This is a genomic window from Gemmatimonadota bacterium, from assembly GCA_016713785.1.
GTDB lineage: Bacteria > Gemmatimonadota > Gemmatimonadetes > Gemmatimonadales > GWC2-71-9 > JADJOM01.
Genome location: JADJOM010000003.1, coordinates 486,838 through 511,070, shown reverse-complemented (window position 1 = coordinate 511,070; position 24,233 = coordinate 486,838). Strand labels below are relative to the sequence as shown.

Annotated in this window: 21 protein-coding genes; 4 read left to right on the top strand and 17 right to left on the bottom strand. The window is 72.2% G+C overall.

Annotated elements, in window-relative coordinates; all coding sequences use genetic code 11:
• Positions 1-8: 8 nt before the first annotated feature.
• The 10 genes from IPJ95_09920 to aroA all read right to left on the bottom strand — a co-directional run bounded on the left by IPJ95_09920 (position 9) and on the right by aroA (position 12,465).
• On the bottom strand, positions 9-1,211 hold the full coding sequence (locus IPJ95_09920; protein MBK7923927.1) for a class I SAM-dependent RNA methyltransferase: 1,203 nt from the start codon (positions 1,209-1,211) through the stop codon (positions 9-11).
• Positions 1,212-1,246: 35 nt separating this feature from the next.
• The gene (locus tag IPJ95_09915) at positions 1,247-2,749 is read right to left on the bottom strand and encodes an acetyl-CoA carboxylase biotin carboxylase subunit (GenBank protein ID MBK7923926.1); all 1,503 of its coding nucleotides are present in this window, start codon (positions 2,747-2,749) and stop codon (positions 1,247-1,249) included.
• 75 nt (positions 2,750-2,824) lie between these two features.
• Complete coding sequence (locus IPJ95_09910) at positions 2,825-3,751, bottom strand: hypothetical protein (protein ID MBK7923925.1); 927 nt, start codon at positions 3,749-3,751, stop codon at positions 2,825-2,827.
• 144 nt (positions 3,752-3,895) lie between these two features.
• Positions 3,896-5,134 (bottom strand): hypothetical protein, encoded by a 1,239-nt coding sequence (locus IPJ95_09905; GenBank protein MBK7923924.1) that lies wholly within the window; start codon positions 5,132-5,134, stop codon positions 3,896-3,898.
• 229 nt (positions 5,135-5,363) lie between these two features.
• Complete coding sequence (locus IPJ95_09900; GenBank protein ID MBK7923923.1) at positions 5,364-6,923, bottom strand: acyl-CoA carboxylase subunit beta; 1,560 nt, start codon at positions 6,921-6,923, stop codon at positions 5,364-5,366.
• A gap of 174 nt (positions 6,924-7,097) precedes the next feature.
• A complete protein-coding gene (locus tag IPJ95_09895; GenBank protein MBK7923922.1) occupies positions 7,098-7,763 on the bottom strand; it encodes a hypothetical protein in 666 nt (221 codons plus the stop codon).
• A 56-nt stretch (positions 7,764-7,819) separates the two neighbouring features.
• Entirely contained in the window at positions 7,820-8,224 is a 405-nt protein-coding gene (locus tag IPJ95_09890; protein MBK7923921.1) for a prepilin-type cleavage/methylation domain-containing protein, read from the bottom strand.
• A 274-nt stretch (positions 8,225-8,498) separates the two neighbouring features.
• Entirely contained in the window at positions 8,499-10,094 is a 1,596-nt protein-coding gene (locus IPJ95_09885) for a 30S ribosomal protein S1 (GenBank protein ID MBK7923920.1), read from the bottom strand.
• 386 nt (positions 10,095-10,480) lie between these two features.
• Entirely contained in the window at positions 10,481-11,206 is a 726-nt protein-coding gene (cmk, locus tag IPJ95_09880; GenBank protein MBK7923919.1) for a (d)CMP kinase, read from the bottom strand.
• Positions 11,203-12,465: a 3-phosphoshikimate 1-carboxyvinyltransferase gene (aroA, locus tag IPJ95_09875; GenBank protein MBK7923918.1), complete on the bottom strand. Its 1,263-nt coding sequence runs from the start codon at positions 12,463-12,465 to the stop codon at positions 11,203-11,205. The genes cmk and aroA overlap by 4 nt, the downstream gene beginning before the upstream one ends.
• A 161-nt stretch (positions 12,466-12,626) precedes the next feature.
• Between aroA and IPJ95_09870 the strand changes: the two genes are divergently transcribed.
• Together IPJ95_09870 and IPJ95_09865 are read left to right on the top strand one after the other, a co-directional pair.
• On the top strand, positions 12,627-13,226 hold the full coding sequence (locus IPJ95_09870; GenBank protein ID MBK7923917.1) for a hypothetical protein: 600 nt from the start codon (positions 12,627-12,629) through the stop codon (positions 13,224-13,226).
• Positions 13,223-13,690, top strand: coding sequence for a prepilin-type N-terminal cleavage/methylation domain-containing protein (locus IPJ95_09865; GenBank protein MBK7923916.1), 468 nt, complete (start codon positions 13,223-13,225; stop codon positions 13,688-13,690). The genes IPJ95_09870 and IPJ95_09865 overlap by 4 nt, the downstream gene beginning before the upstream one ends.
• Before the next feature lie 15 nt (positions 13,691-13,705).
• Here the strand turns inward: IPJ95_09865 and IPJ95_09860 are convergent, their stop codons facing one another.
• Positions 13,706-14,551 (bottom strand): prephenate dehydrogenase/arogenate dehydrogenase family protein, encoded by an 846-nt coding sequence (locus IPJ95_09860; GenBank protein ID MBK7923915.1) that lies wholly within the window; start codon positions 14,549-14,551, stop codon positions 13,706-13,708.
• Positions 14,552-14,696: 145 nt separating this feature from the next.
• Here IPJ95_09860 and IPJ95_09855 point away from each other — a divergent pair, with 145 nt between their 5' ends.
• Both IPJ95_09855 and IPJ95_09850 read left to right on the top strand, forming a co-directional pair.
• Positions 14,697-16,892 carry a type II/IV secretion system protein gene (locus IPJ95_09855; protein ID MBK7923914.1) on the top strand — a complete coding sequence of 732 codons (2,196 nt, stop codon included), beginning with the start codon at positions 14,697-14,699 and terminating at the stop codon, positions 16,890-16,892.
• Positions 16,893-16,923: 31 nt separating this feature from the next.
• Positions 16,924-17,301, top strand: coding sequence for a response regulator (locus IPJ95_09850; GenBank protein ID MBK7923913.1), 378 nt, complete (start codon positions 16,924-16,926; stop codon positions 17,299-17,301).
• A gap of 9 nt (positions 17,302-17,310) precedes the next feature.
• Here IPJ95_09850 and nirK read toward each other — a convergent pair whose 3' ends face one another.
• Genes nirK through IPJ95_09820 form a run of 6 tightly spaced genes read right to left on the bottom strand, consistent with a single transcriptional unit; the run spans position 17,311 to position 24,233 of the window.
• Positions 17,311-18,753 carry a nitrite reductase, copper-containing gene (gene nirK / locus IPJ95_09845; protein ID MBK7923912.1) on the bottom strand — a complete coding sequence of 481 codons (1,443 nt, stop codon included), beginning with the start codon at positions 18,751-18,753 and terminating at the stop codon, positions 17,311-17,313.
• 34 nt (positions 18,754-18,787) lie between these two features.
• Positions 18,788-20,689: a hypothetical protein gene (locus IPJ95_09840; GenBank protein ID MBK7923911.1), complete on the bottom strand. Its 1,902-nt coding sequence runs from the start codon at positions 20,687-20,689 to the stop codon at positions 18,788-18,790.
• A gap of 29 nt (positions 20,690-20,718) precedes the next feature.
• Complete coding sequence (locus tag IPJ95_09835; protein ID MBK7923910.1) at positions 20,719-21,606, bottom strand: hypothetical protein; 888 nt, start codon at positions 21,604-21,606, stop codon at positions 20,719-20,721.
• Entirely contained in the window at positions 21,603-22,268 is a 666-nt protein-coding gene (locus IPJ95_09830; protein MBK7923909.1) for a cytochrome c3 family protein, read from the bottom strand. The genes IPJ95_09835 and IPJ95_09830 overlap by 4 nt, the downstream gene beginning before the upstream one ends.
• Positions 22,269-22,313: 45 nt before the next feature.
• On the bottom strand, positions 22,314-23,063 hold the full coding sequence (locus tag IPJ95_09825; protein MBK7923908.1) for a cytochrome c3 family protein: 750 nt from the start codon (positions 23,061-23,063) through the stop codon (positions 22,314-22,316).
• On the bottom strand, positions 23,064-24,233 hold the full coding sequence (locus IPJ95_09820) for a hypothetical protein (GenBank protein MBK7923907.1): 1,170 nt from the start codon (positions 24,231-24,233) through the stop codon (positions 23,064-23,066). It lies immediately after the preceding gene.

Genomic DNA, 24,233 nt, shown 5'->3' with positions numbered 1-24,233 from the left:
TACTTCACTCAGCCCTCCAGGACCGCGACGGTCTCGACGTGGGCCGTCTGGGGAAACAGGTCGTAGGCCTGCACTGAGCGCAGCCGGAACCCCGGCGCGTCCTCGGTCGTGGCGCAGAGCACCGCGAGGTCCCGCGCGAGGGTCGCCGGATCGCAGCTGATGTACACCACCCGCCCGGGGTGGGCCGCCCGGATCGCGGCGAGCGCCTCCGGCGCCATCCCCGCCCGCGGCGGGTTGGTGATCACGACCCCGGGGGTCGGCAGGGTCCCGACGACGGCCTCCACCCTGCCCTGGTGCCGGGACACATTGCTTCCGACCGGGCCGCGCGCCGTGGCGTACTCCACAGCCTGCCGATCGAGCTCGACGCTGCTCACCTGCGCACGGCCCGCGAGCAGTGCCTCGGTGGTCTCACCGATCCCGGCATACAGGTCCCAGGCGTGCACCCCGCCGAGCGCACCCAGGGCGGCCACCGCCTCGGCCCGGATGCGGTCGGCCAGGCCGGGATGCACCTGCTCGAAGACCGTCGCCGGCAGGGCGCTCCGGTCGCCGGCCATCACCCGCAGCGCTCCCTGATCCGGCTGCCACCAGATGGTGGCCGCCACCCCGCGGGCGGCCAGCCGCTCCCGCAGGCGCGGCCCGGCGGTCCAGGCCTGGCCCCCCGTCGCCTTGACCACGACGTGCAGGCCCCCCGCGCGGTCTACCCGGAGCACCAGCTGCTGGCTGTCGGCGGGGAGCAGTGGCAGGGCACCGCGCACGGCATCCCAGAGCACCATCAGCTCGGGCCGGGCCAGGTGGCAGCGCTCCAGCGGAAAGACCCGGTCGGGGCGGTCGAGGGGGTGGTAGCCCGCGTGCCGTCGCCCCGGCGCCAGCGCGAGGGTGATCCGGCTGCGGTACTCCCACGCCGCTTCCGCCGGCACCAGCGGTGGCACGCTGACCTCGAGCCGCCCGATCCGGACCAGGGCGTCGGCCACGATCTGCCGCTTGGCCTCGAGCTGTGTGGGGGGGTCGAGGTGCTGCAGCTGGCACCCGCCACAGAGCTCGCGCTCGTAGTGCACGCATCGCGGCGACACGCGACCGGACCCGGGCTCCACCACCTGGGCCACCCTGGCGCGCGCAAAGCGCGCCCGGCCCTCGATGGCCGTCAGTTCCACCAGGTCGCCGGGCGCGGTCCGGGGCACGAAGACCGCGCGCCCGTCCTCCAGCCGCCCCACCCCATCGCCGCCGCCCGCGAGCCGGAGGATGCGGGTCAGCGTAGACCCTCCCGCAATCCCGCCGCCCGCCAGGCGGACTGGCCGGCGGCATCCCCGGCCACCGTGGGCCGCCGGCGCTGGCGCGCCTCCTCCTCGGCGAGCGCCGCCGCCACGGCGATGGCGAGCAGGCGCGCCTCGTCGCGGGGCGGCTCGAGCAGGTCGGGCCGCCGGTCGAGGAACTGGCTGTCGATGGCCGCGCGCCGGAAGTCGGGGTCGTCCAGCAGCCGGAGGTGAAAGGCCTGGTTGGTGGCGACGCCCGTGACCACCAGCTCCTCGAGCGCCCGGCGCATCCGGACCAGCGCCTCGGCGCGGTCCGGGGCCCAGACGATCACCTTCCCGAGCAGCGAGTCGTAATACAGGGTCACTTCATTCCCGGCCTCGAACCCTCCGTCCCAGCGCACGCCGGGCCCCGCCGGGATCCGCAGGTACTCGATCCGCCCGGTCGCCGGCAGGAAGCCGTTCGCGGGATCTTCGCTGGTGATGCGGCACTCGAGCGCCCAGCCCCGGGGGGCCAGCGACCCCGCCGGCAGCCGCATGGGCAGGCCCTGCGCAATCCGCAGCTGCTCCCGGACCAGGTCCACGCCGTAGACCAGCTCGGTCACCGGGTGCTCCACCTGGATGCGGGTGTTCATCTCCAGGAAGTAGAACGACCCATCGGCGGCGAGCAGGAATTCGCAGGTGCCGGCGCCGCGGTAGTCCACGGCGAGGGCGGCGGCCACCGCAGCCTGTCCCATGCGCTCCCGCAGCTCGGGACTCACGGCCGCCGAGGGGGCCTCCTCGACCAGCTTCTGGTGCCGGCGCTGGATGGAGCACTCCCGTTCGCCGAGGTGCACGGTGCGGGCGTGGTCGGAGAGGATCTGGATCTCGACGTGCCGCGGGCGCTCCACATACTTCTCGAGGTAGACGCCCGGATCGCCGAAGGCCTTCAATGCTTCCGAGGCGGCGGCCGTGAGGGCGGCTTCGAGCTCCTCGGCACGATGCACCACGCGCATGCCCTTCCCGCCCCCGCCCGCGGCGGCCTTCACCAGCACCGGGTAGCCGATCTCCAGGGCGGCGCCGATCGCGGCGGCCGGCTCGGTGATCGGCAGGGTGAGGCCGGGCACGATCGGCACCCCCGCCGCCTGCATCCGACGGCGGGCTTCGGTCTTGTCGCCCATGGCGGTGATGGCCGCCGCGGGGGGACCGATCCACACCAGGCCCGCGTCGGTCACCGCCTGGGCAAAGGGCGCCCGCTCGGCCAGGAAGCCGTAGCCCGGGTGCACCGCACCGGCCCCACCCTCCCGCGCCGCGGCCAGCAGGCGGTCGATGCGGAGGTAGCTCTCGCCCGGCGCCGGCGGACCGATGGCGATGGCGTGATCGGCGGCGCGCACGTGCGGGGAGAGGCGGTCGGCCTCGGAGTACACCGCGACCGCCTCGAGTCCCTCCTCGTGGCACGCCCGGATGATCCGGAGCGCGATCTCGCCCCGGTTGGCGACGAGCACGCGATGGAAGCGGGTCATGTGACGCGGGCCGCGCCGGACCGGGAACGGCCGGCGGCTGGCGGGCAACGGCGGGGCTGCATCAGGCGGTGCGGATCAGTCGCGGCAGGCCGAGCGGTGGTGGATACCGAGCGGGAGGAGCAGCGTGGTGCACAGGAGCGGGTTGGCGCGGGCCGCCGCCTGGTACAGCCCGAGGACCTCGCCCTCGACGGCGTTCGGCTGCGCCAGCTCCACCTCGAGGAGGTCCACGATGGACAGGGGCATGGGATCGACCGCCGCAGGCACGCCGGCCACCCGCACCAGCCGGAAGACGGCGGTGGGGACCGGGGGCGCCACCCCGGCGGGCACGCCGGGTGTCAGGCAGATGGGCCGGCGTTGGGCCGCCTCGGCGAGCGCCGAGTCCACCGGCAGCGCCGTCGTGGCGCCGAGGGTCACGAGCATCGCCGCGCGGTAGACGGAGTCGTCGGCGTATTGCTCCGGGAGGAGGAGCAGGAGGTCCGGGCGGGCGCCCTCGCCGAAGACCACCCCCCAGACCGCCGTGGCCTCGAGGTCGGTGCCGGTGACCAGCACGCCACCCACCGGGCAGGAGGCGAGGAGGTTGAGGCCGAGTTCCCGGACGTAGTCCGGCGCCGTGCCACCCTCGGGCGGGAACCCGGCGGCGCGTGCCTGGGCCCAGCCCCTGAGCTCCACGCCGAGCATCATCCGTTCCCGGTCGACGGTGGCGCGCAGCAGGAGCGCGGAATCGGTGGCGCCGCGCAGCGCCTGGTCGAGGGCGGCGCCGGCGAAGTCGAGGAAGAGCGCACCGGCGGGATCGCCAACGTGCCCGCGGTCATGCCACTGCCGGGCATCGAGCAGGTAGAACCAGCCGAGGGCGCGCCATGCGGCGCCGTCATCGGGGGCGGTGGCCAGATAGCGGCCGAGCATCTCGGTGGCCTCGGTGCGGGCACCGGCGCGCGCGAGCTGCATGGCGCGGGGCGCAACCGACGGATCGACCGCGGCCTGACCGAGGAGGTCAGTGGCCACGGAGCAGGCACAGAGTGCCGCAGCGAGGATGCGGGTGGAGGGACAGGCCATCAGGGCGTAAGCTAGGGCGCGGTACGGGGATGCGCTAGGGCAGGAGGCACCGTGGAGCGGGTGGGGGCCCTGCCCCCACCCGCCCCGCGACCCCTAGAAGGCAGCGGCCAGCATCGCGGTGAGGAGCTGGTCCCCGTTGGCTGGCTGTGGATCGAACGCGTCTCCCGACCGGAAGGTGTAGTTCACCTGGAACTGGACGTTCTGGTGGAGGTGGTAGATGCCACCGACGGTGAGCGCCCGGTCCTGGTGGTTGCTCGCGGCGCCGGTATCGCCGTGGCGATACGCCAGCAGCACGCTGCCACGCTCGGGGAGGACGCCGAGTTCGCCGGAGATCGCGAAGGCCTTCCGGGCCCGGGGCCCGCCGTTGAAGACATTGGGATCTTCACCCGCGTCGCTGGCGGCCGAACTGGCGTAGCTGGCGAAGACCCCGAGCGGCATCTTCCCGAGCTGGCCCTGCGCCTGCGCATCCACGGCCCAGGCCTTGGTCGCGAGCGAGGTCACGGTGCCATTCCCGCTGCCATCATCGACCCGGGCCGTGCCGAACCACGCCTGCCCGCCGAAACCCACATCCCACTTCCCGACCTTGGGCAGGAACGCGAGCCGGGCGTAGTTGGCGCGCGGGAGCGGACTCGCGAGCCCGTCGACGGCCGCCAGGTGGATCGGCGACCAGACGCTCAGATTGGCGAAGAAGCGCTGATTGCCGACCACGAACGCCGCGCCCGAGGCCGCGGTGGCTGTCCCGACGTACTGCTGGGCGGAGAAGTCGTTGCGATGCTCCATGAAGCGGATGTTCCGCACCGCGCCGGTGTTCAGCAGCTCGAACCCATACGAGGCGCCGAGCGCATCGGTGGTGTAGGGAATCACCGACGCCTGCACCCGGCCGACTTCATAGCTGAAGGGCATCTTGAAGCTGGCCAGGACCGCGGCGCCCCCCGTGGGCAGCTGCCCCTCCAGGATGAACCCGATGTTCTCGCTGACCCGCCCGGCCAACAGCAGGGCAAACTCATCGGGAAACTGCAGCTCGCCGGAGTTGGTACTGCGCGCGTTGGCCGCGTCATCGCCGTTGGTCTTCTGCAGCCGGAGCTTGAGGAACAGACTGGCGTTGAGTCCTGCGGGCAGCGACAGGCGGGTGCCTTCCACCTTGGCGGAGTTCCCGATCAAGGTGAAGCCGTCCAGCTTGAAGTGGCGGCCGAATTCGTTCAGTGAGGGGAAGTGCTGGCTGTGGCATTGGGAGCAGGCAAAGCCGGTCTGCCTGGCGTAGGCGGGGACCGCTCCGAGCGGCGCAGCCGACAGGAGCACCCCGGCAACGGCCACCAACGGGGACAAACGCATGGACGATTCTCCTGCAATGGGGGGTGAGGTGGAGTCCGACCCCCGGCCTGTCGCGAGGCTGACCGGCACTGCTCATGAATGACGACGGCTGGGGAGGAGGCCGCGAGACGTGATGGAGATCACGGCGGCACGCACAGGATATGGCGCGGATTCATGACTCGTCAATGCCGAGCGGAACGCTCTCCATAGTCAGGCATTCATGAATGACGGGTCAAGCAGATGCGGCGGCCTACAGCGGGAGGTTGCCGTGCTTGCGGGCGGGGTTGCGGTCGCGCTTGGTGGCGAGGGTGCGGAGCGCATCGATCAGGCGGGGCCGGGTGTCGCGCGGATCGATCACGTCGTCGAGGAAGCCGCGGGAGGCGGCGAGGTACGGATTGGCAAAGGTCTCGGTGTACTCGCGGATCCGCCGCGCGGTCTCGCCCTCGCGGTCGGCGGCCTGCTCGATCTCCTTCTTGAACAGGATCTCCACCGCGCCCTTGGGTCCCATCACCGCGATCTCGGCGCTGGGCCAGGCCAGGTTCAGGTCCCCCCGGATGTGCTTGCTGCTCATGACGTCATAGGCCCCGCCATACGCCTTGCGGGTGATGACGGTGAGCTTGGGGACCGTGGCCTCGCAATAGGCGTACAGCAGCTTGGCACCGTGCTTGATGATGCCGCCGTGCTCCTGGGCCACCCCCGGCAGGAAGCCCGGCACGTCCACGAAGGTCACCACCGGGAGATTGAAGCAGTCGCAGAACCGGATGAACCGCGCCGCCTTGAGCGAAGCGGCGATGTCGAGCACGCCGGCCAGCACCGCCGGCTGGTTGGCGACGATCCCGACCGGTCGTCCCCCCAGCCGGGCAAAGCTGGTGATGATGTTCCCGGCGTAGTCCGGCTGGACCTCGAGCAGCGAGTCGCGGTCGGCCACGAGGCGCAGGACCTCGTGCATGTCGTAGGGCTTCGCCGGCGTGTCGGGGATGAGATCGAGCAGCCGCTCCTCGCGCCGGTCCTCCGGGTCGTTCCCGGCGAGGCCGCGCCCGGGCGGCTCCTCGAGGTTGTTCGACGGCAGGTAGGCCAGCAGCGCCCGCACCGCCGCGAGGCAGGCCGGCTCGCTGTCGTGCACGAAGTGCGCGACCCCGCTGGTGCCGCCGTGGACGTCGGCGCCGCCCAGCTGGTCGAAGCTCACGTCCTCGTGGGTGACCGTCTTCACCACGTTGGGCCCGGTCACGAACATGTAGCTCACGCCGCGGACCATGAAGATGAAGTCGGTGATCGCGGGGCTGTACACCGCGCCACCCGCGCAGGGCCCGAGGATCACCGAGAGCTGCGGCACCACGCCGGAGGCCAGGGTGTTGCGGAGGAAGATGTCGGCGTATCCGCCGAGCGAGGCGACCCCCTCCTGGATGCGGGCGCCGCCGGAGTCGTTGAGCCCCACCACGGGCGCCCCGTTCCGCAGGGCCAGGTCCATCACCTTGCAGATCTTCTCGGCGAAGGTCTCGGAGAGGGATCCGCCGAAGACCGTGAAGTCCTGGGAAAACACGTACACCAGCCGGCCGTCCACCCGGCCGTAGCCCGTCACCACGCCATCGCCCGGGACCTGCTGCGCCGCCAGCCCGAAGTCGGTGCAGCGGTGGGTGACGAAGCGATCGAGTTCCACGAAGCTGCCGGGATCGAGCAGCAGGTCGAGTCGCTCACGAGCCGAGAGCTTGCCCTTCTTGTGCTGCTGGGCGAGCCGCTCCGGCCCCCCGCCCTGTTCGGCCTGGGCCTGACGGTGGTGTAGCTGGTCGAGGAGTTCGCGCGGGGTGGGCATGGCGGGGAAGCTACGGCGCGCGGGGAAGGCGGTAAAGGCGGTACGGCGGTACGGCGGTAGGGCGGTAGGGCGGCCCGGCGGCAGCGAGGGAGGTGTGGAGGGGAGGCGCCCCAGGGAAACGAGCGCGGCGGCCGGGGAGGATCCCCGGCCGCCGCGTGCGGGTCCTGCGGGCGATCAGACGGGCGGGCGCGCGATCGGCTCGTAGGGCGTCTTGATCCAGGTGACTTCCGGCGTGTGCTGCAGCCGGATCACGGTCTTGCCCGCCTGGTTCACGTACCAGAAGGCGAACTCGGCCGGCTTGCCCGATTCCTCGTACGTGACCGTGAACAGCGTGGAGTCGGTGACCGCGCGGTACCGCACGTCGGTGATCTTGTGCCAGGTGTAGTCCGGCGACTCGGAGCTGGTGCGGAAGGCGATGCTGCGCTCCCCCAGCTCGAACATGCGGCCGGCGTACTTGCCCGTCCCCGCCTCCCACACCCCGTAGGCGCTCACCAGGTTGGGGGCCTCTTCCGCGCCCCCCAGGGTCCCCATGAGCGGCCGCACCACGAAGACGCCGATCGCGAGCAGGAAGGCCGCCGCGACGACGCCCTTGGGCAGCTGGATGTCCGGCAGCTTGATGCCGGTCCGCTTCTCGATCGCCTCGACCCGCTTCCGCATCTTGGGCGGCAGGCGCATCACCGTGTTCAGCGAGCCGAAGTACTCCCCGAGGCTCCAGGGGGTCGCCAGCTCGCCGTCGGCGATGGAGCGATAGCCGGGAGCGAGCGTGGCCGGCGGCGGCCCCGCAGGCGTCCCGGTGGTGGCCGGGGGGACCTTGGAGGCCGGCGGCGCCGGGGAAGCCACCGGTGATTCGGCGGCGCGAGGTTCAGTAGCGGTCGACATGCGTTCTCCGAGACGGCTCAGTACTTGGATCCGGAACCCAGGAAGCCACCATCATTGGCGCGCACCACGTCATCGAGGCTCGTGCCGGCGTTGAGCGAGACCGCGCTGACGCCGTCGCGGCCCACGCTGTAGAGGTCGTAAGTGGTGTTGATCTGCACCCCGAAGCGGTCGACGCGGGGCGCGCCGCTCGGGAACTTGACGTAGACGTAGACGTTGCCCCACGGATCCATGATGTTCTGCCCCACGCCCGCCAGGTTGTCCGGGAGGGAATCGCGCGAATCGAGCGTGGTCTGGATCGCCTGCAGGTCACCGATCGCCTGCGCCACCCGCGCGGCCTCGGTGACCGCGTGGTACTTGGGGATGGCGACGCTGGCCAGGGAGCTGGCGATCGCGAGCGCGGCCAGCAGCTCGATGATCGTCATGCCCGCTTCGGCGGACCGGCGCGCGCGGCGGCGCGGCGGAAGGGGAGCGTTGTCGGCGTTCAGCATCGGTCGGCACCGTCGAAAGGGACAGCCGATGCTAGAGCAAGGGTCGTGCACATTCGAGAAGTCATTGCCGGACAACCACTTGCACCGGCGCATCGGCGGAACGCCAGACCGATCCTGCCGCACCCTGCACGGCACGGGGCCCCGAAACGGACGCGGGGTCACCTCCTGGAGGTGACCCCGCTGGCCGTCCCGGACCCGCCGCCCCGGCTCAGTCGTCGGCCGGGGACTCGTCGATGATGACCTTCTTGGGCGGGATGATCGGCTCATCGGGGTAGTTCACCACGGCGAGCACGATGCGGTGATGGATCGGATCGACCTCGAGCACCTTGAGGTCGACCGCCTGGCCTTCCTTCACGGCGTCGGCCAGGTTCTCGACATTGGCGATCCCGAGCTGCGACACCGGGACAAAGCCCTCGATGTCGTTGCCCAGGTCAACGACGACGCCCTTGTCCATCAGCCGGGCCACGCGACCGCGGAGCTCGGTGCCGATGGGATAGGTCTCGCCGATGTGGAGCCAGGGATCCTCCTCGGCCTGCTTGAGGCCGAGGGAGATGCGCTTGTTGTCGCCGTCGATGTTGAGGATGACGACGTTGACCGCGTCCCCCTTCTTCACGACCTCCGACGGGTGCTGGACCCGCTTGGTCCAGGACATGTCGGAGATGTGGATCAGGCCGTCGATGCCCGGCTCGATCTCGACGAAGGCCCCGAAGCTGGTCAGGTTGCGGACCTTGCCCTGGATGCGGGTGCCGACCGGGTAGCGGAGCGGCAGCACCGTCCACGGATCCTGCTCGGTCTGCTTCATGCCGAGGGAGATCTTCTCCTCCGACTCGTCGACCTTGAGGACCACGGCCTCGATGGTCTCGCCGATGGAGACGATCTTCGAGGGGTGCCGGACGTTGCGGGTCCAGGACATCTCGGAGATGTGCACCAGGCCCTCGATGCCCGGCTCCAGCTCCACGAAGGCGCCGTAGTTGGTGATCGAGACGACCTTGCCCTGCACCCGGGTGCCGATCGGGTACCGCTCGGCCACCTTCTGCCAGGGGTACGGCTGCAGCTGCTTCATGCCGAGGCTGATGCGCTCGCGCTGCCAGTCGATGTCGAGGATCTTGACCTCGACCTCGCGGCCGATGCCGACCATCTCGGTCGGGTGCGAGACCCGGCCGTAGGACATGTCGGTGATGTGCAGCAGGCCGTCGACGCCGCCCAGGTCGATGAACGCCCCGAAGTCGGTGATGTTCTTGACCACGCCCTTCCGCACCTGGCCCACGGCCAGCTCCTTCATCAGGTGCTCGCGCTTGTGCGCCCGCTCGTTCTCGAGGATCACGCGGCGGCTGACCACGATGTTCCGCCGGCGCTTGTTGAGCTTGATGATCTTGAACTCGTAGCTCTGGCCCAGCAGCTCGTCGATGTTCGGCACCCGGCGGAGCGCGATCTGGCTGCCCGGCAGGAAGGCGTCGACGCCCATCAGGTTCACGACCACGCCGCCCTTGATCTTCTTGACCAGGGTGCCCTGCACCGGCTGGTCGGTCTCGTGGGCCTGCTTGATCTTCTCCCACACCCGCATGAAGTCGGCCTTCTTCTTGGAGAGCACGACCGCGCCCTCCTGGTCCTCGAGGTGCTCGAGGAAGACCTCGACTTCATCGCCCGGGCTGGGGAGTTCCTTGAATTCGTCCAGGGGCACGGAGCCCTCGGACTTGAAGCCGACATCCAGGATGACGGCGCTCTCGGTGATGCGGAGGACCTTCGACTTGACGATCTCGCCCTCGACGATCTGGGACATCGTCCCTTCATACATCGAGAGCATCGCCTCGTACTCGCTCTCGCTGTAATCCTCGTCGTACAGGTCGGCCCGGACCTTGAGGCCGGTGGCGGTGGCGTGCAGGGCGGAGGGGGAAATGGTGGAGGTGTGGGTGCTCACAGCGGGACCTTTACGTGGCCGCGCCGGCCGGGCCGCGGGCAGATGGTGGAGCCCCTCCGGCGGGATCGCCGGGCTGGGGAGCCGGGAAAAATAGCGCGGCGATGGGGGTGGGGACAAGGCTGGGGAAGCGGGAAGCGGGAAGCGGGAAGCGGGAAGCGGGAAGCGGGAAGCGGGAAGCGGGAAGCGGGAAGCGGGAAGCGGGAAGCGGGAAGCGGGAAGCGGGAAGCGGGAAGCGGGAAGCGGGAAGCGGGAGGCCGAGCCGCCGAGCCGCCCTATCGCCCTCCCGCCAGCCGCTCCCGAGCCAGCCGCACGATTTCCGCCACCTGCCCCGCAAAGCTCAGGTCCGTGCCGTCCAAGGGGATGGCATCCGCGGCCATCCGGAGGGGGGCGACGCTGCGGCTGGAATCGGCGGCATCCCGGGCGGTGAGGATCGCGGTCTCCCGGTCCAGGTCGGCGGGGGCCACGGGCTGGCCCCGCTGCCGGAGGCGCCGCTCGGCCCGGGTGCGGGGGGAGGCCGTGAGATACACCTTGAGGTCGGCGTCGGGAAACACGACGGTGCCGATGTCGCGGCCATCGACCACCACCGCCTGCCCCGCCCGGGGCAGCGCCCGGAGCCGCTCGTTCACCCAGGTCCGGATCCCGGGCATCGCCGAGACGGCCGAGACCAGGGCGGTCACTTCCGGGGTGCGGATCGCCTCGTCGGCGGGTTCCCCGTTGAGGTAGACGGCGTAGCCGTGCCCATCATAGTGAAGGGCCAGCCCCCGCCGCTCGGCTTCGCGCAGGATGGCGTCCGCGTCGAGGGGCCCGCCTGGGCGAGCCCCGCACTCGCGGATGGCCACCAGGGTGGCCCCGCGGTAGAGCGCCCCGGAGTCGAGATGGGCAAAGCCCAGCGCCTCCGCCACGGCGTCGGCGGTGCTGGACTTGCCGGAGGCCGCGGGGCCGTCGATGGCGATGATGCCGGCGATGCGGCCGCCCGTCGGCTGGGCGCCCCGGGTCATCCGCGGATGGCCCGGAGCATGGCGGGGAACTCGGGGTAGCTGACGGCGGCGCAGGCCATGTCATCGACCCGGATCTTCGCGCCCGGCACCGTCCCGAGAACGGCGAACGCCATCGCGATGCGATGGTCTCCCTCGGTGACCACCTTGCCGACTGGCGGCCGGTCGCCGCCGGTGACGTGCAGGTCGTCGCCATGGATCTCGGCGGTCCCGCCCACCGCGCGGATGTTGCCGGCGATCAGCGCCAGGCGGTCGCTCTCCTTGACCCGGAGCTCGCCCACCTCGCGGAAGATGGTGGTCCCGCTGGCCCGCGTGGCGAGGCAGGCCAGCATGGGGACCTCGTCGATGAGGCCGGGGATCTCGCCGGGGAGGACCTCGGTGGCGCGCAAGGCGGCGGGCCGGGCGACGAGGTCCCCGACCGGTTCATCGAAGGCCGGCTCCACCCCCTCCTGGTCCACCCGCGCGCCCATCCGTTCCAGCACGCTGAGAAAGCCGATCCGGGTGGGGTTCACGCAGACCCCGCCCAGGCGGAGCTCGCCGCCCTCGGCAAGGATGGCGGCGGCGACCGGAAAGGCCGCCGAGGAGGGGTCGCCCGGCACCTGCATGTCGAAGGGCACCACCTGGCCGGTCGGCCGGAAGTGAACCCATTCCTGCGCCTCGTCCACCTGGTAGCCGAAGGCGCGGAGCAGCCGCTCGGTGTGATCGCGGGAGCGGCCGTGCGGCTCCCGCACCGAGACCGGCACGCCCCCGACGACGCCGGCGAGGAGCAGGCAGCCCTTGATCTGGGCGCTGGAGACCGGCATCTCGTGGCGCAGCGCGGCGAGGACGCCCCCCTTGATGGCGAGCGGCAGGGTGCCCGTGTCGTTCTGCTCGTAGATCGTCGCACCCATCTGGGCGAGTGGGGCGGTGACCCGCCGCATGGGCCGGCGGCGCAGGGAGGCGTCGCCGGTGAGGGAGGCACGGAACGAGTGGCCGGCGAGGAGGCCAAGCATCAGGCGGGTGGTGGTGCCGGAGTTGCCGCAGTTGAGCACCGCCGCGGGCCGGCGCAGCCGGCCGCGGCCGGTGACGGTCACCATGCGGCCCGCACCGAGGGGGGAGATCTCGGCGCCGAGCTGGCGCAGCACCCGCGCGGAGGAGCGGGCATCGAGGCTGGTGAGGAGGCCGCCGATGTGGCTGGTGCCCCGGGCCATGGCGGCGAACAGCAGGGCGCGATGGGAGAGGCTCTTGTCGCCCGGAACCCGGATGGTGCCGCGGACCCGCATGCGTTCCTCGTCGGTGGAAGGGCCCCTCAAGCGGCCGGACGCGACGGCCGATACTGCGGACGACCGGGAGCGTGCCGCGCCCGGGGGCAACGGAGCCACCAACAGTACCGGCTCCCGGGGCCTTCCTCAACCTGGCTTCCCGAGCGAACGAAACGGCGCCGATGCCCGCTCCTGCTGATCCGTCCCGCCCGGGCCTCGATGCCTCGGTCCAGGAGTTCCTGGCCTCGACGGCGGCGAGTCCCGCCCCCGCTCCGCCGAAGCCGGCGGCCTCCCGGCCACCGGCGGCACCCCGCCGGCCGACCGGCCAGCAGGCCCAGGCGCCGGACCGGGGCCTCGAGAACGCCTATGACGAGGTGCTCAAACACGAGGCCGCCAAGCGGCAGTACCGGGACGCCAGCCTGCCGTTGTGGCGGCGCGCGCTGCCGCTCTTGCTCGCCATGGCGCTGCTCGGCACGGCGGCGTGGATCCTGGTGGGGAAGCCGACCTGGCTCTACCCGCCGCCCCCGGCCCTGACCAGTCCCACCCGGGCACCGATGGCGCGCGCCTACATCAAGTCCGCCGCGAACCTGGTCGAGGAGTACCGGGAGCGCACCGGAAAGCTCCCGGCCACGCTGGACGAATTGCAGGTGCCGCTGCCGCAGATGGAATACACCCGGCGCGCAGACGGGAGCTACCTGATCACCACCGCCCTTGGCAATCATGTGTTCGAACTGGAGGGCTCGGTGGAGGGCGTGGCGGAGCTCCGGGAGCGTGCCCGGTGACGCGCAACCGCCGCGGCTTCTCGTTCCTCGAGCTGATCACCGTCGTTGCGGTGCTCGGCATCCTGGTGGGCATTTCGATTCCGCAGTACCAGCAGGTCCGCCGCCGCGCCGACGCCGCGAAGGTGGTGGGGGCGGTGCACGTGGTGCGCCATGCCGCCTACAGCTACAACGAATCCACCCAGGAGTGGCCACCGGCCGCGGCGTTCGGGAGCACGCCGCCGGGCCTCGCCAGTTACCTGCCCAGCGGCTTCTCCCTCACCCAGCCCACGTTCTCGCTGGCGTGGATGTCGCTCGACGTGGTGCAGGACGGGCTTACCCAGACCACCCACACGATCGGCATCTCGGTCCCCGACGGCCTGACCTGCCAGGAGGTGGAGTCGATGCTGGGCGGATCGTCCAACGCCGACGTGACCGCGCTCTGCTGGGCGGGCGGCGGACAGGTGCAGGTGAAGGTGGATCGGTAGGGCGTGGCCGCGAGGTCAGCCGAGGGGGCGGCGGAAGGTGGCGGCGGCGGCGAGGAAGGCCGTCAGTCCGGCGCGGTCATTCGCGGCGACGAGCCGCCGCAGTTCGGCGAGGGCCGCTTCCATCCCCGCGAGCGGGACCTCCATCGCCACGCGATTCTGCAGCAGGATCTCCACCCACATCTCGACCGGGCTCGCCGCCAGGCGGGTGGTGTCCCTGAGGCCGGTGCCGAAGGCGGCCCCGGCGAGCGACGGCTCGCCGCCCAGCGCATGGGCGAGGGCACTGGCCACCGCCTGTGGCAGGTGGCTGGTCCAGGCCAGTCGCGCGTCGTGGGCCACGGCGTCGATCAGCACGGGGTGGGCCCGGAGCACCGTGGCCCAGAAATCCATGACCTCACGCGCGGCGGCATCCCCTTCGGGGCCGGTGGCACAGACGTAGACGACGGCATCGACGAAAAGGTCGGCCCGGGCACCGTCCCAGCCCTGGCGGTGGGTGCCGGCGAAGGGGTGTCCCCCGGCGAAGCGGGCGGCGAGCCCCGCCTGCCGGGCCCGGTCGAGGATGGGCGCCTTGATGCTGGCCACGTCGGTGACGAGGGCGCCGGGGGCCAGGTGGGGGCCGAGGCTGTCGAGGAGACCCAGGATGGCCTCCGGCGGGGCGGCCAGGACCACGAGCTCGGCCCCCTGCACGGCACGCGCCGGGGAGTCGGCCAGGTCGTGCACGGCCTGGGCCTTGAGGGCGCGGACCGCGCTGGCCCGGTCGGGAGTGTAGCCGATCACCCGGGGAATCCCGGCCAGCCGTGACTGCCACGCCACCGAGCCGCCGATGGCGCCCAGGCCCAGCACAGCCAACGAGTTGGGGCGCATACAGTTTCCCGTGGGGACGGCCGATAGTGGGGACGTGGGACAGGGGCGTACTGTGCCGGTGGCCCAATTGTAGTCCGCGGCGACCCGCTCCTCAACCGAACCCGGATGGAACCGGCGCCGATTCCGGCGCGGCGAATGGGGACCGATGATCGAGCACGCGACGCGCGAGCGCACGGCCGATGCCTGGCTGCTGCAGACCCTGGTGGACTCGGGGCTGGTCTCACCGACCCAGCTCGTCGGCGTCCATCCGGGCAGCAGCGTGTGGCAGGCGGTGGTGGACCACGGCCTGGTCACCGACGAGGCGCTGGCCGCCGCCGTGGCCCGGCAGTTCCGGCTCAAGGTGGCCGACCTGGCCGGCGCCGATCCGCGCGCGGCGCGGCTGGTCCCGGAATCGGTGGCCCGCAAGCACCTGGTGCTGCCTCTCTCGGCCACGGAGCGTCACATCGTCCTGGCCGCCGCCGATCCCCGCGACTTCAACGCCGAGCAGGCGATCCGGTTCGTCACCGGCCGGGAGGTCGAGTTCCGGGTGACCGCCCCCGCCGCGCTGCTCGAGAAGATCGACGCCACGTACCGCCCCGAGCGCAGCATCGAGCGGATGCTCGACCGGCTGGAGCCGGCGGAGGTCGAGGCAGCGGTGGAGGAAGGGCTCGAGCCGGACCGGGACCCGGTGCTCGACGCGCCGGTGGCCAAGCTGGTCGACGCGATGATCTGCGAGGCGGTGCGGCAGGGGGCGAGCGACATCCACGCCGAGCCCGAGGATCACGCCACCGTGGTGCGCTACCGGGTGGATGGCGTGCTGCGCGAGGTCATGCGGCTGCCGGGCTCCGCCGGGGCCTCGCTGGTGCGGCGGGCCAAGATCTTCGCCAAGCTCGACGTGACCGACCCGCTCCACCCGCACGACGGCCGCGCGGCCATCCGGGTGGATGGCCAGCACGTGGACCTGCGGGTCTCGACGGTGCCGATCGCGCGGCGGGGCGAGAAGGTGGTCATCCGGATCCTGGACAAGACCAACCTCAAGCAGACCACCGACACCCTGGGGCTGAGCCAGCAGGAGCTCGCGCTGCTCACCGCACTGCTGGGCCACCGCGAAGGCATGATGCTGGTGACCGGGCCCACCGGGAGCGGCAAGACCACCACGCTCTACGCGGCGCTCAACCAGCTCAAGACCGGGCGGGTCAACATCGTGACGGTCGAGGACCCGGTGGAGTACGACCTGGCCGGGATCTCGCAGATCCAGGTCAACGAGGCCCAGGGGCTCACCTTCGCGAGCGCGCTGCGCTCGGTGCTGCGCCAGGACCCCGACATCGTGCTGCTGGGCGAGATCCGCGACCAGGAGACCGCCAAGACCGCCATCCAGGCGGGGCTCTCGGGCCACTTCGTGCTTTCCACCCTGCACACCAATGACGCGCCCGGCGCCATCACCCGCCTGCGCGACATGGGCATCGACAGCTTCAAGGTGGCCTCGGTGCTCAAGGGCGTGCTGGCCCAGCGGCTGGTGCGCCGGGTCTGCGCGCACTGCGCGGTGGAGGTGCCGCTGGCGGATCTCCCCGCCGACGCGCGGCCACCGGAGGACTGGCGGGCCCATCCGCGCGTGGTGCGGGCGGTGGGGTGCAAGCAGTGTGGCGGCACCGGCTACCGGGGCCGGCTCTCGGTGGTGGAGATCATGCCCATCGACAGCGAGGTGGCGCGGCTGATCCACGAGGAGGCCAATCCCGACCAGGTCGCGGCCGCCGCGCGGCGGCTGGGCATGCGGAGCCTGTGGGAGAGCGGCCTGCACCGGATGTGGCAGGGCTTCACCACGCTGGAGGAACTGGTCCGGGTGCTGGGCGAGCGGGTGCAGGACGACGGTTCCACCCTGGCCAACCGCCCCAGCGTGATGCTGGTGCCGGAGCAGGTCCGCGCGGCGATCGCCGCGGCCACGCCCACGCCGGCCCCGCCCGTCGCCACCGGCGCCCCGGCCCCCCCGGCGCAGACCCAGGTGCTGGTGGCCGATGACGACCCGCAGATGCGGCGGCTGGTGCGGGCGGTGCTGGAGCGCGAGGGCATGGCCGTCTCCGAGGCCAACGACGGGCTCGACGCGATCGACCTGGTGGCCCAGCGGCGCTTCGACCTGATCGTGCTCGACATGGACATGCCCCGGCTCGACGGGCTCGGGGTGCTGGAGGAGCTTGGCCATGGCGTGCAGACCAGCCAGATTCCGGTCATCGTGCTCACCGCGCGGTCCGACGAGACCGAGACGCGGGCGCTCGACCTTGGAGCGCAGGACTACCTGATCAAGCCGGTGCGCCCCACGGCGCTGACGGCCCGGGTCCGCGCGGTGCTCCGCCGCATGCAGGCCTGAGCCGCACCGACCGCTACCCCGGGAGCCATGGATGGCGACCATCCTGATCGTCGAGGACAGCCCCGACAACATGAAGCTGTTCCGCACCCTGCTCACGCTGCGCCAGCACGCGGTGACCGGACTGGCGAGCGGCGAGGGGTTGCTGTCGGCCATCGAGCAGGCGCAGCCCGCGCTGGTGCTGATGGACATCCAGCTGCCCGGCAAGGACGGCTTCGCGCTGCTGGAGGAGATCCGCGCCTCGCCGCACCGGGCGCTCCGGGTGGTGGCGTTGACCGCGCACGCCATGGCCGGCGACCGGGAGCGGGCGCTGGCCGCGGGGTTCGATGGCTACATCACCAAGCCCATCGACATCCGGCTCTTTCCCGAGCAGGTGGCGCGGGCGCTGGGCGGCGAGGTGGTGACGACGTAGGCCCGGCGCTCACGGTCCCGGCGGCCGACCGCCGGTCTCGCACCAGGGGCAGAGCCGGATCTGGCTGACCAGCGCGGGCGCCACCACCTTGCCCGCATTCCCCCACTGGCTGTACACGTAGGTGAGCACGTCGGCGACGTTGTCGTCGGTGAGGCGCAGCGCCGGCATGACGGCGTTGTAGGTGCGCCCGTTCACCACCACGGGTCCCTGCAGCCCGTTGAGGACAATGCCCACCGCGCGGCGCAGGTCGGCGTTGAGGAAGTCGGAGCCGGCGAGCGGCGGGAAGGAGCCGGGAATACCGCGGCCGTCGGACTGGTGGCACGCCTGACAGGTCTGGGAGAAGATCCGGCGGCCGGCCTCCACCTGCTCGGCCACGGTCTTGGGGCCGCGCGCGGTATCCCGCACGGCCGGCAGGACCTGCGCGGTGGCCCCCTCGAGCAGGTAGACCTCGTCGCCGGTCCGGCCGGCGTAGAGCGCGGGGGCGGGCGGCCCGTCCACCCGGAGGGTGCCAAGGGCTCCCTTGTTGAAGGCGCGGAAGAGGGCATGGTCGGCGATCGGGTAGGTGCCGGGCACGTCCACGGTGAACTCGACGATGGCGGCGCTCCCGGGGGGCAGCGGGACCGTCTCCACGTTGGTCAGCGGCTGGCTGCTGCCGCCCAGGTACACCCGGTCGAAGGTCTCGCCGCTGATGTGGAACGAGGCGGTGAGGTTGGGGCCGCCATTGCCCACGTAGAGCCGGACGGTCTCCCCCACCGACGCCACGAGCGCCCGCTCCCCGGTGAGCGACCCGACCGCCCCATTGAACACCACGTAGTCAGGCGTCTCGGCGAGCGCCTTCTCCCAGCTGAAGGCGCGGGCGCCCGGCTCCCCGAAGGCGCCGTCGGTGTAGAACTCACCCAGCATCAGGTAGTACTCGCGCCGCGCCGGCGCGAGGCCTCCCGCCGGCTCCACGAGCATCAGGCCGTACATCCCGTTGGCCACGTGCATCCCGACCGGGACGGCGGCGCAGTGGTAGACGAAGAGCCCGGGGTTCCGCGCCTGGAACTCGAAGCTCGTGCTGTGGCCCGGCGCCGTGAACGACACCGCCGCCCCGCCGCCGGGCCCGGTCACCGCGTTGAGGTCGATATTGTGCGGCATCCGGCTGTCGGGGTGGTTGTCGAGGTGGAACTCGACCCGGTCGCCCTCCCGGACGCGGATGAACTGTCCCGGCACCTGGCCGCCGAAGGTCCAGGCGGTGTAGTCCACCCCGTCGGCCAGCTGGTGTTTCACCTCCCGGGTCTCGAGTCGCACGACAACGCGCCCGGGGGGCCGGCGTGCCAGCGCGGGCGGCACCGCCGGGGCATGAGCGAGCACGGCACGGCTCCCACCACCCTGGGCCGCGAGGCCGGCGCCGCCAGGGAGCAACAGCGCCATGAGGGGCCACCAGGCCCGGCCGATGGGGCAAGCAAGCATCCGTCGATCCTCCACGAGGGGAACTGCAGGCCGATCAGAATCGCCGCAGCGCGCGAAAGGTCACGCGCCGCGTCAGGTTGGTGACCACGAACTCCCGCCGGTGCGCCTCGGCGGCGAGGCTGAGCTCCAGCTGGCCCACGGTGGCATCGGCGCCGAGCCGCCCGGAGAGGAACCGCTGGTCCTCGAGCCCGCTCTGGCGCCAGTCGTAGGCTTCGAGCCCCGCCTGCACCCGCAGCCAGTGGACCGGCGAGGCCGACACCGAGACCAGCCCGGACACGGCCCGCACCGTCGTGGGGCCCGCGCGGAGCCGGTTCCAGGTGGCCGAGACGGCGAGGTGCGCGCCGCCGAGCGGGGGCGGCGCGTAGCCGGCCGTCACGCTGTGCTCGGTGGAACGGAGGCCGAAGCGGTCGGTGTCGCGGCGGGATCCCTCGACGTCGACCCGACCTGCCGGGGTCGCGGTCCGGAGGGCCAGCGCGGTGGTGCGGTCGTCGAAGGCGGAGCCGGCGGGCAGGAGCCCGCTGGCCACCGCACCGTGCTCGAGGGTACGCAGCGACCGTCGGTGCCGGAGCGAGAGACCGCGCAGCTGGAAGGTGCCCTCGTACTCCACCCGCCAGGCGTCGCCGCGGGCGCCGGTGGCCGGCGGGAAGTACCGGTAGGTCACCCGCAGGGCGTCCCCCACCTGGATCCGGCCGCTGGGCGGCAGGTCGAGGGTGGTGAAGCGGCCCGCGGTGCTGAGGGTGTAGTCCGTTCCCTCGACGAACACCGTGAGGCCCGCGCCATCGCGCAGCACCAGGCTGCCGGGCACCAGGTCGAGTTCGTCCAGCGTGATGCGACGCGCCACCGGCACCCTGTGCGGCTCGTCCACCACGGGGACGCCCTGCGGCAGCGGCCCCTCGCGGCGCCGGACCTCGCGCCCCACGGCGCCAGAGGCGGTGACGCGCGCCCGGGCCGGCAGCGCGAGCGTGACGCCCGCCCGCGGGGTGAGCGTGGTGTAGGTCTCGCGCGTCGGCCCGGAGGTCCCGGTATGGCGGGCGGCATCCAGCCCGAGCGAGGCCCAGCGGGCCACGCGCAGCTCCGCGCCCCCACCCCACCCCTGCCCCACGGAGCGGCTGCCACCCACGGTGGCGACGCCGTGGCGGTAGAACCAGGTCGTCCCGATCCGGCGGGTGTGCTGCAGCCGCAGCTGCTCGCTCCAGCTGCTGCGCCGGCTGTCCACCAGCCCCTCCTCCTGCTGCCGCTCGACGCTGGAATGGAGCGAGCTGCCCTTGCCCCATCGCAGGGTGTGGCGGCCGGCCAGGGCCAGCGCGTCGAGGGTCCGGCCGGTGATCCGGTCCTCGAAGCGAAAGCGATGGGCCTCGAGGGCGAGCTTGGTGTTGGCGGCCGAGGCCCGCACGGAGGAGACCCGCTGGTCGGTGCGGAAGGCTGAAGCCGTCGGGCCGTTCCGCCATTCGTCAGCGGCATCGCGGCGGAACGCGGCGACATGCAGCGGCAGGTACGGATTCCGCCAGGCGAGGTCGCCACCCAGCTGGGTGGCCGTGCCCTCGCGGCGGGTCCCCAACCCGCCGCTGGCCACCGCGGTGGCCCGGGAGAGGGTGCCGGTGAGGTGCAGCGGGCGGTCCGCGAACAGGCGGCCGACCAGCGCGAGATTGAGCTGGCGGGCCGACAGGGGCCGGGCAAATCCGGACTGGACCCGCTGCTGCAGCGTCGGCTGGAGGGTGGCCGCCCAGGTGAAGAGGCGTTGGTCGACCAGGGTCCCCTGGAAGGGCAGCAGGATCCACTCGCGGAAGTCGCCGGAGGACGCCGCCGGGGTCCCGGCGACGCCGGTGCTGAACCCCTCGGCCGATACGCCGACCTGGCCCTGGCCCGGCGTGAGGCCGACCAGGCCCTGCCCGGCCAGTGGCGCCGGCCCGAGCAGGACCAGCGCCAGCAGGGCCACGGCGGGCCCGCGCGGCCTCCGGGCGGTCCTCACTCCGTCCCGGTGGGGGCCGGGGCGGCGGGCGGCGGCACGTGGCAGCGCTGGCAGGTGCCGATGGTCGCGGCGAAGGCGTCGCGGCCGTTGTGGCACTGGCCGCAGGCCTGCCCCTCCTTGATCATGCGCATGGTCACGGTGTTGGCGCCGGCGCGCGGCTCGAAGAGCTGCATGTGGCACGCCTTGCACCGGAACCGGATGCGGTGGACCCAGTGCGGGAAGCTGGCGGGCGCGAGCGAATCGGTTTGGACCTGGCGGGCGTTGCCGGTGGAATCGCCGGCGCGATGCAGCTGCACCGTCCCCAGGAACTCGGGCTCGGCCCGGTTGGGCGGCATCATGAGCCGGGTGTGGCAGCGCTCGCAGCCGGTGGCCACGGGGAACGAGACCTTGCCGTGGCACTCGGCGCAGAACTTCCCCATGAAGATGTCGCCCATGGTGACCGGGGTGTTCCGATAGGGGAAGATCCGCGGGTGGCACTGCTGGCAGTCGAGCCACTCGGTATGGGTGCTGTGGGGAAAGCGGGCGTCGAAGGTGGTGTCGGGCCCCTGGTAGGTGAAGTCGAACTTGAACTGGAAGCCGGGTTCGGCGGGCGCCGGACGGCCGGGGAGCACCGGCCGCGGGCGGATGACGCCCTCCCGGAGCGCGGCGGCCCAGTCGATGTTGCCCGCCGCGTCACGCGGGAGCATCCCACGCACCGAGTCGGCGTGGAGGCTCAGCTCCGGCGCGGGCCGCACGGAGTCGGCCCCCGCGCCCGCCCGGGCCCCGGCGCGGGCGGCCGGCGCCGCCTGGGCCGGCCGCGGCGGGGGGACATCGAGGACGGTCCCGAGGGCGCTGCGGCAGGCCGCCCCCACGAGGAGGGTGGCGAGGAAGGCGAGGCGCCTCACTTGATGTGACAGGTGGTGCACAGGGCGCTGCTGGTATTCGCCTTCCGCAGGAAGGGCGGGAAGGTCGTGTTGTGCGGATTATGGCAGCTGCCGCACTCCACCCGGCCGCTGTACAACGGGAGCTCGCCGTTGATCCGGTTGCTTGCGTCGGGGGCGTGGAAGGCGGGGTCCGCGGTGGTGGAGTAGGTCACCGAGACCGGGTGGTCGTTGCGCAGGTCGGTGCCGAGGTTGGCGAAGAACTGCCCGCCGTTGGCCGGCATGGTGCCGTTCTTGGGCGCGAGGGTGGTATCGGCATTGGGCCGGTTCACGATCACGTCGAGTCCGATGGTCCCGTCATGGCAGGAAAGACACGCCAGGGAGACGCCCTGCGGGCTGGCGGCCACCTGCATGTCGATCGTCGAGCTCCAGGCGTTGTTGTACATCTGGTAGGCCCCGGTGGCCGGGCCGAAGTTCCGGTTCCACAGTGGCGCGTTGGTGGAGTTGGAGCCACCGTGCGGCGTGTGGCAGTAGACGCACACCTCGCCGTAGTTGGTGAGCTGCGTCGGGTTCGCGGCCGCGCGGGCGCTCATGTTGTGCTTGGAGTTGACCACGTTGTCGGTCTGCGCGGCCAGGCCGGCGGGGAGCAGGGCCAGCACGCAGCACAGCAGGGTGCGGAACGGCATCAGGGGTCTCCTTGGGACGGTGGCCGCCGGGGGCCGGCGGCCGGTTCAGTTCTCGTGGACCGGATCCGGCGGCACCGACACGTGACACGCCAGGCACAGCGCGTTGCCGGTGTTGCTCTGGCGCAGGAAGTAGCGGAACTGCTGGGAGTGGGGCTCGTGGCAGGTCGGGCACTCCACCTTGCCGCCGAACAGCGGCAGCCCGCCCACGGTGTTGCCGATGGCCGGAAGGAACTCCCCGGGGCGCCGGCTGGGGTCGTACAGCACGGAGAAGGGATGCTGCTTGCGCATGTCATCGCGGAACCAGACGCCCTCCCAGTCGATGCCCCCGGCGGGATTGCCCCCCGAGTGGCACCCCTCGCATTCGTCGATCATGTGGTCGGCGGGCGGGGGCCCGGTGTAGCTGTTGGGCAGGTTGACGATGGCGTCGAGTCCCACCGTGCCGCCGTGGCAGGAGAAGCAGGTGCGCGACCGGTCAGCCGGCGAGGGATCCTGGAGCATCTGCTGGCCGCTGTGCTGCGGCATCCGGTAGGCGGCGTTGGGTCGTGGCCGGTTCCACAGCGGCTTGCCGGGCCCGACCGTCCAGTCCGGCCCGCCATGCGGCGTGTGGCAGTAGACGCAGACCTCGCCGTAGTCGCGGATGCGTCCCTGCATCTCCGGCGCCGTGCTGGCGGCCGGCCGGGTGAGGTTGTGGGGCGTCTGGTCCACCGAGGTGCCGAGGGGCCATTGCCCGGCCGCGGCCCGGGGCGCGAGCGCCGTCACCAGGCACAGCAGCACCCCCGCGATGGCGCGCGTCACTCAGCGCCCGCCCGGCGCCGCAGCCTCGGGCTCGGTCGACGCGAGGTACTGGTAGATCTGCACCCGGTTGTTGTACCGGTCGGCCACCAGGATGCGGTCCCGGGCGTCGATGGCAATCCCGATGGGCAGCCAATGCTCGCCCTCGCCGTTCCCGAGCCGCCCGAAGGCCAGCAGGAGCCGCCCCTGGGTGTCGAACACCTGCACGTTGCTGAAGGAGCCATCCACGACGTAGAGGTGACCCTCGCTGTCGACCGCGACCCCCTTGGGCCGCGTGAAGCTGCCGGGCTGGTCTCCGAGCCGCCCCACCTGGCGCAGGAACCGCCCGTCGGGGTCGAAGGCCTGGACCCGGAAGTTGAGCTGGTCGGACACGTACATCGTGCCATCAGGGGCCAGCGCCACCGCCACCGGGTAGCGGAACTCCCCCGGCTCCTTCCCGCGGTTCTGCCAGACGTCACTCAGGTCATCGGGGGTGAAGCCGGCGGGTGCGCCCCCCTCGTGGCCCGGTCGCTCCGCGGCCCGGGCGCCACGACGGGTGTCGCGGCCGGCCAGGGTCCCCTCCGCCTTGCCCACGCGGCCCACCACCTCCCCCGCGCCGTCGAACGCCACCACCTGGTGCAGGTAGCTGTCCACCACCCACGCCCGGTCGCCGGCCACGGCCACGTCCACGGGGTTGAGCAGGTGGGCGGCGCCGCCAAAGGCCCGCACGTAGTGCCCGGACGAATCGAACACGACGACGCGGCGCCGGCCGGCATCGGCCACGTACACGGAGCCGTCCGGGCCCAGACCCAGGCCCATCGGCTTCCCCAGGCCACCGGGCACGTCCTCCCCCAGGAACCGGGCCTTGCGGGCTCCCGGGTCGAACACGATCACCCGCGGCACGGACCCGTTGGTGAGGTAGTAGCGCTCGCCCGGGCCGACCACCACGTCGAAGGGCCGCTGCAGGGCGTAGAGCGCCGTGCCCCGACCGCCCGAGAGCCAGCGCCCCAGCCGCTTGAGGAACGACTCCCTTCGGTTGATGTCCGCCTCCGAGCGGAGCGAGCCGACGTAGCGGATCCGCGCCGTCTCGGGGGCGGCCGGCCATACGATCGCCTGGGACGCCGGCCGCTGGGCCGCCACCGGGGCGGCGAGGCCGAGGACGAGCAGCGGGGCGAGGGTACCGAGGGGGCGCAC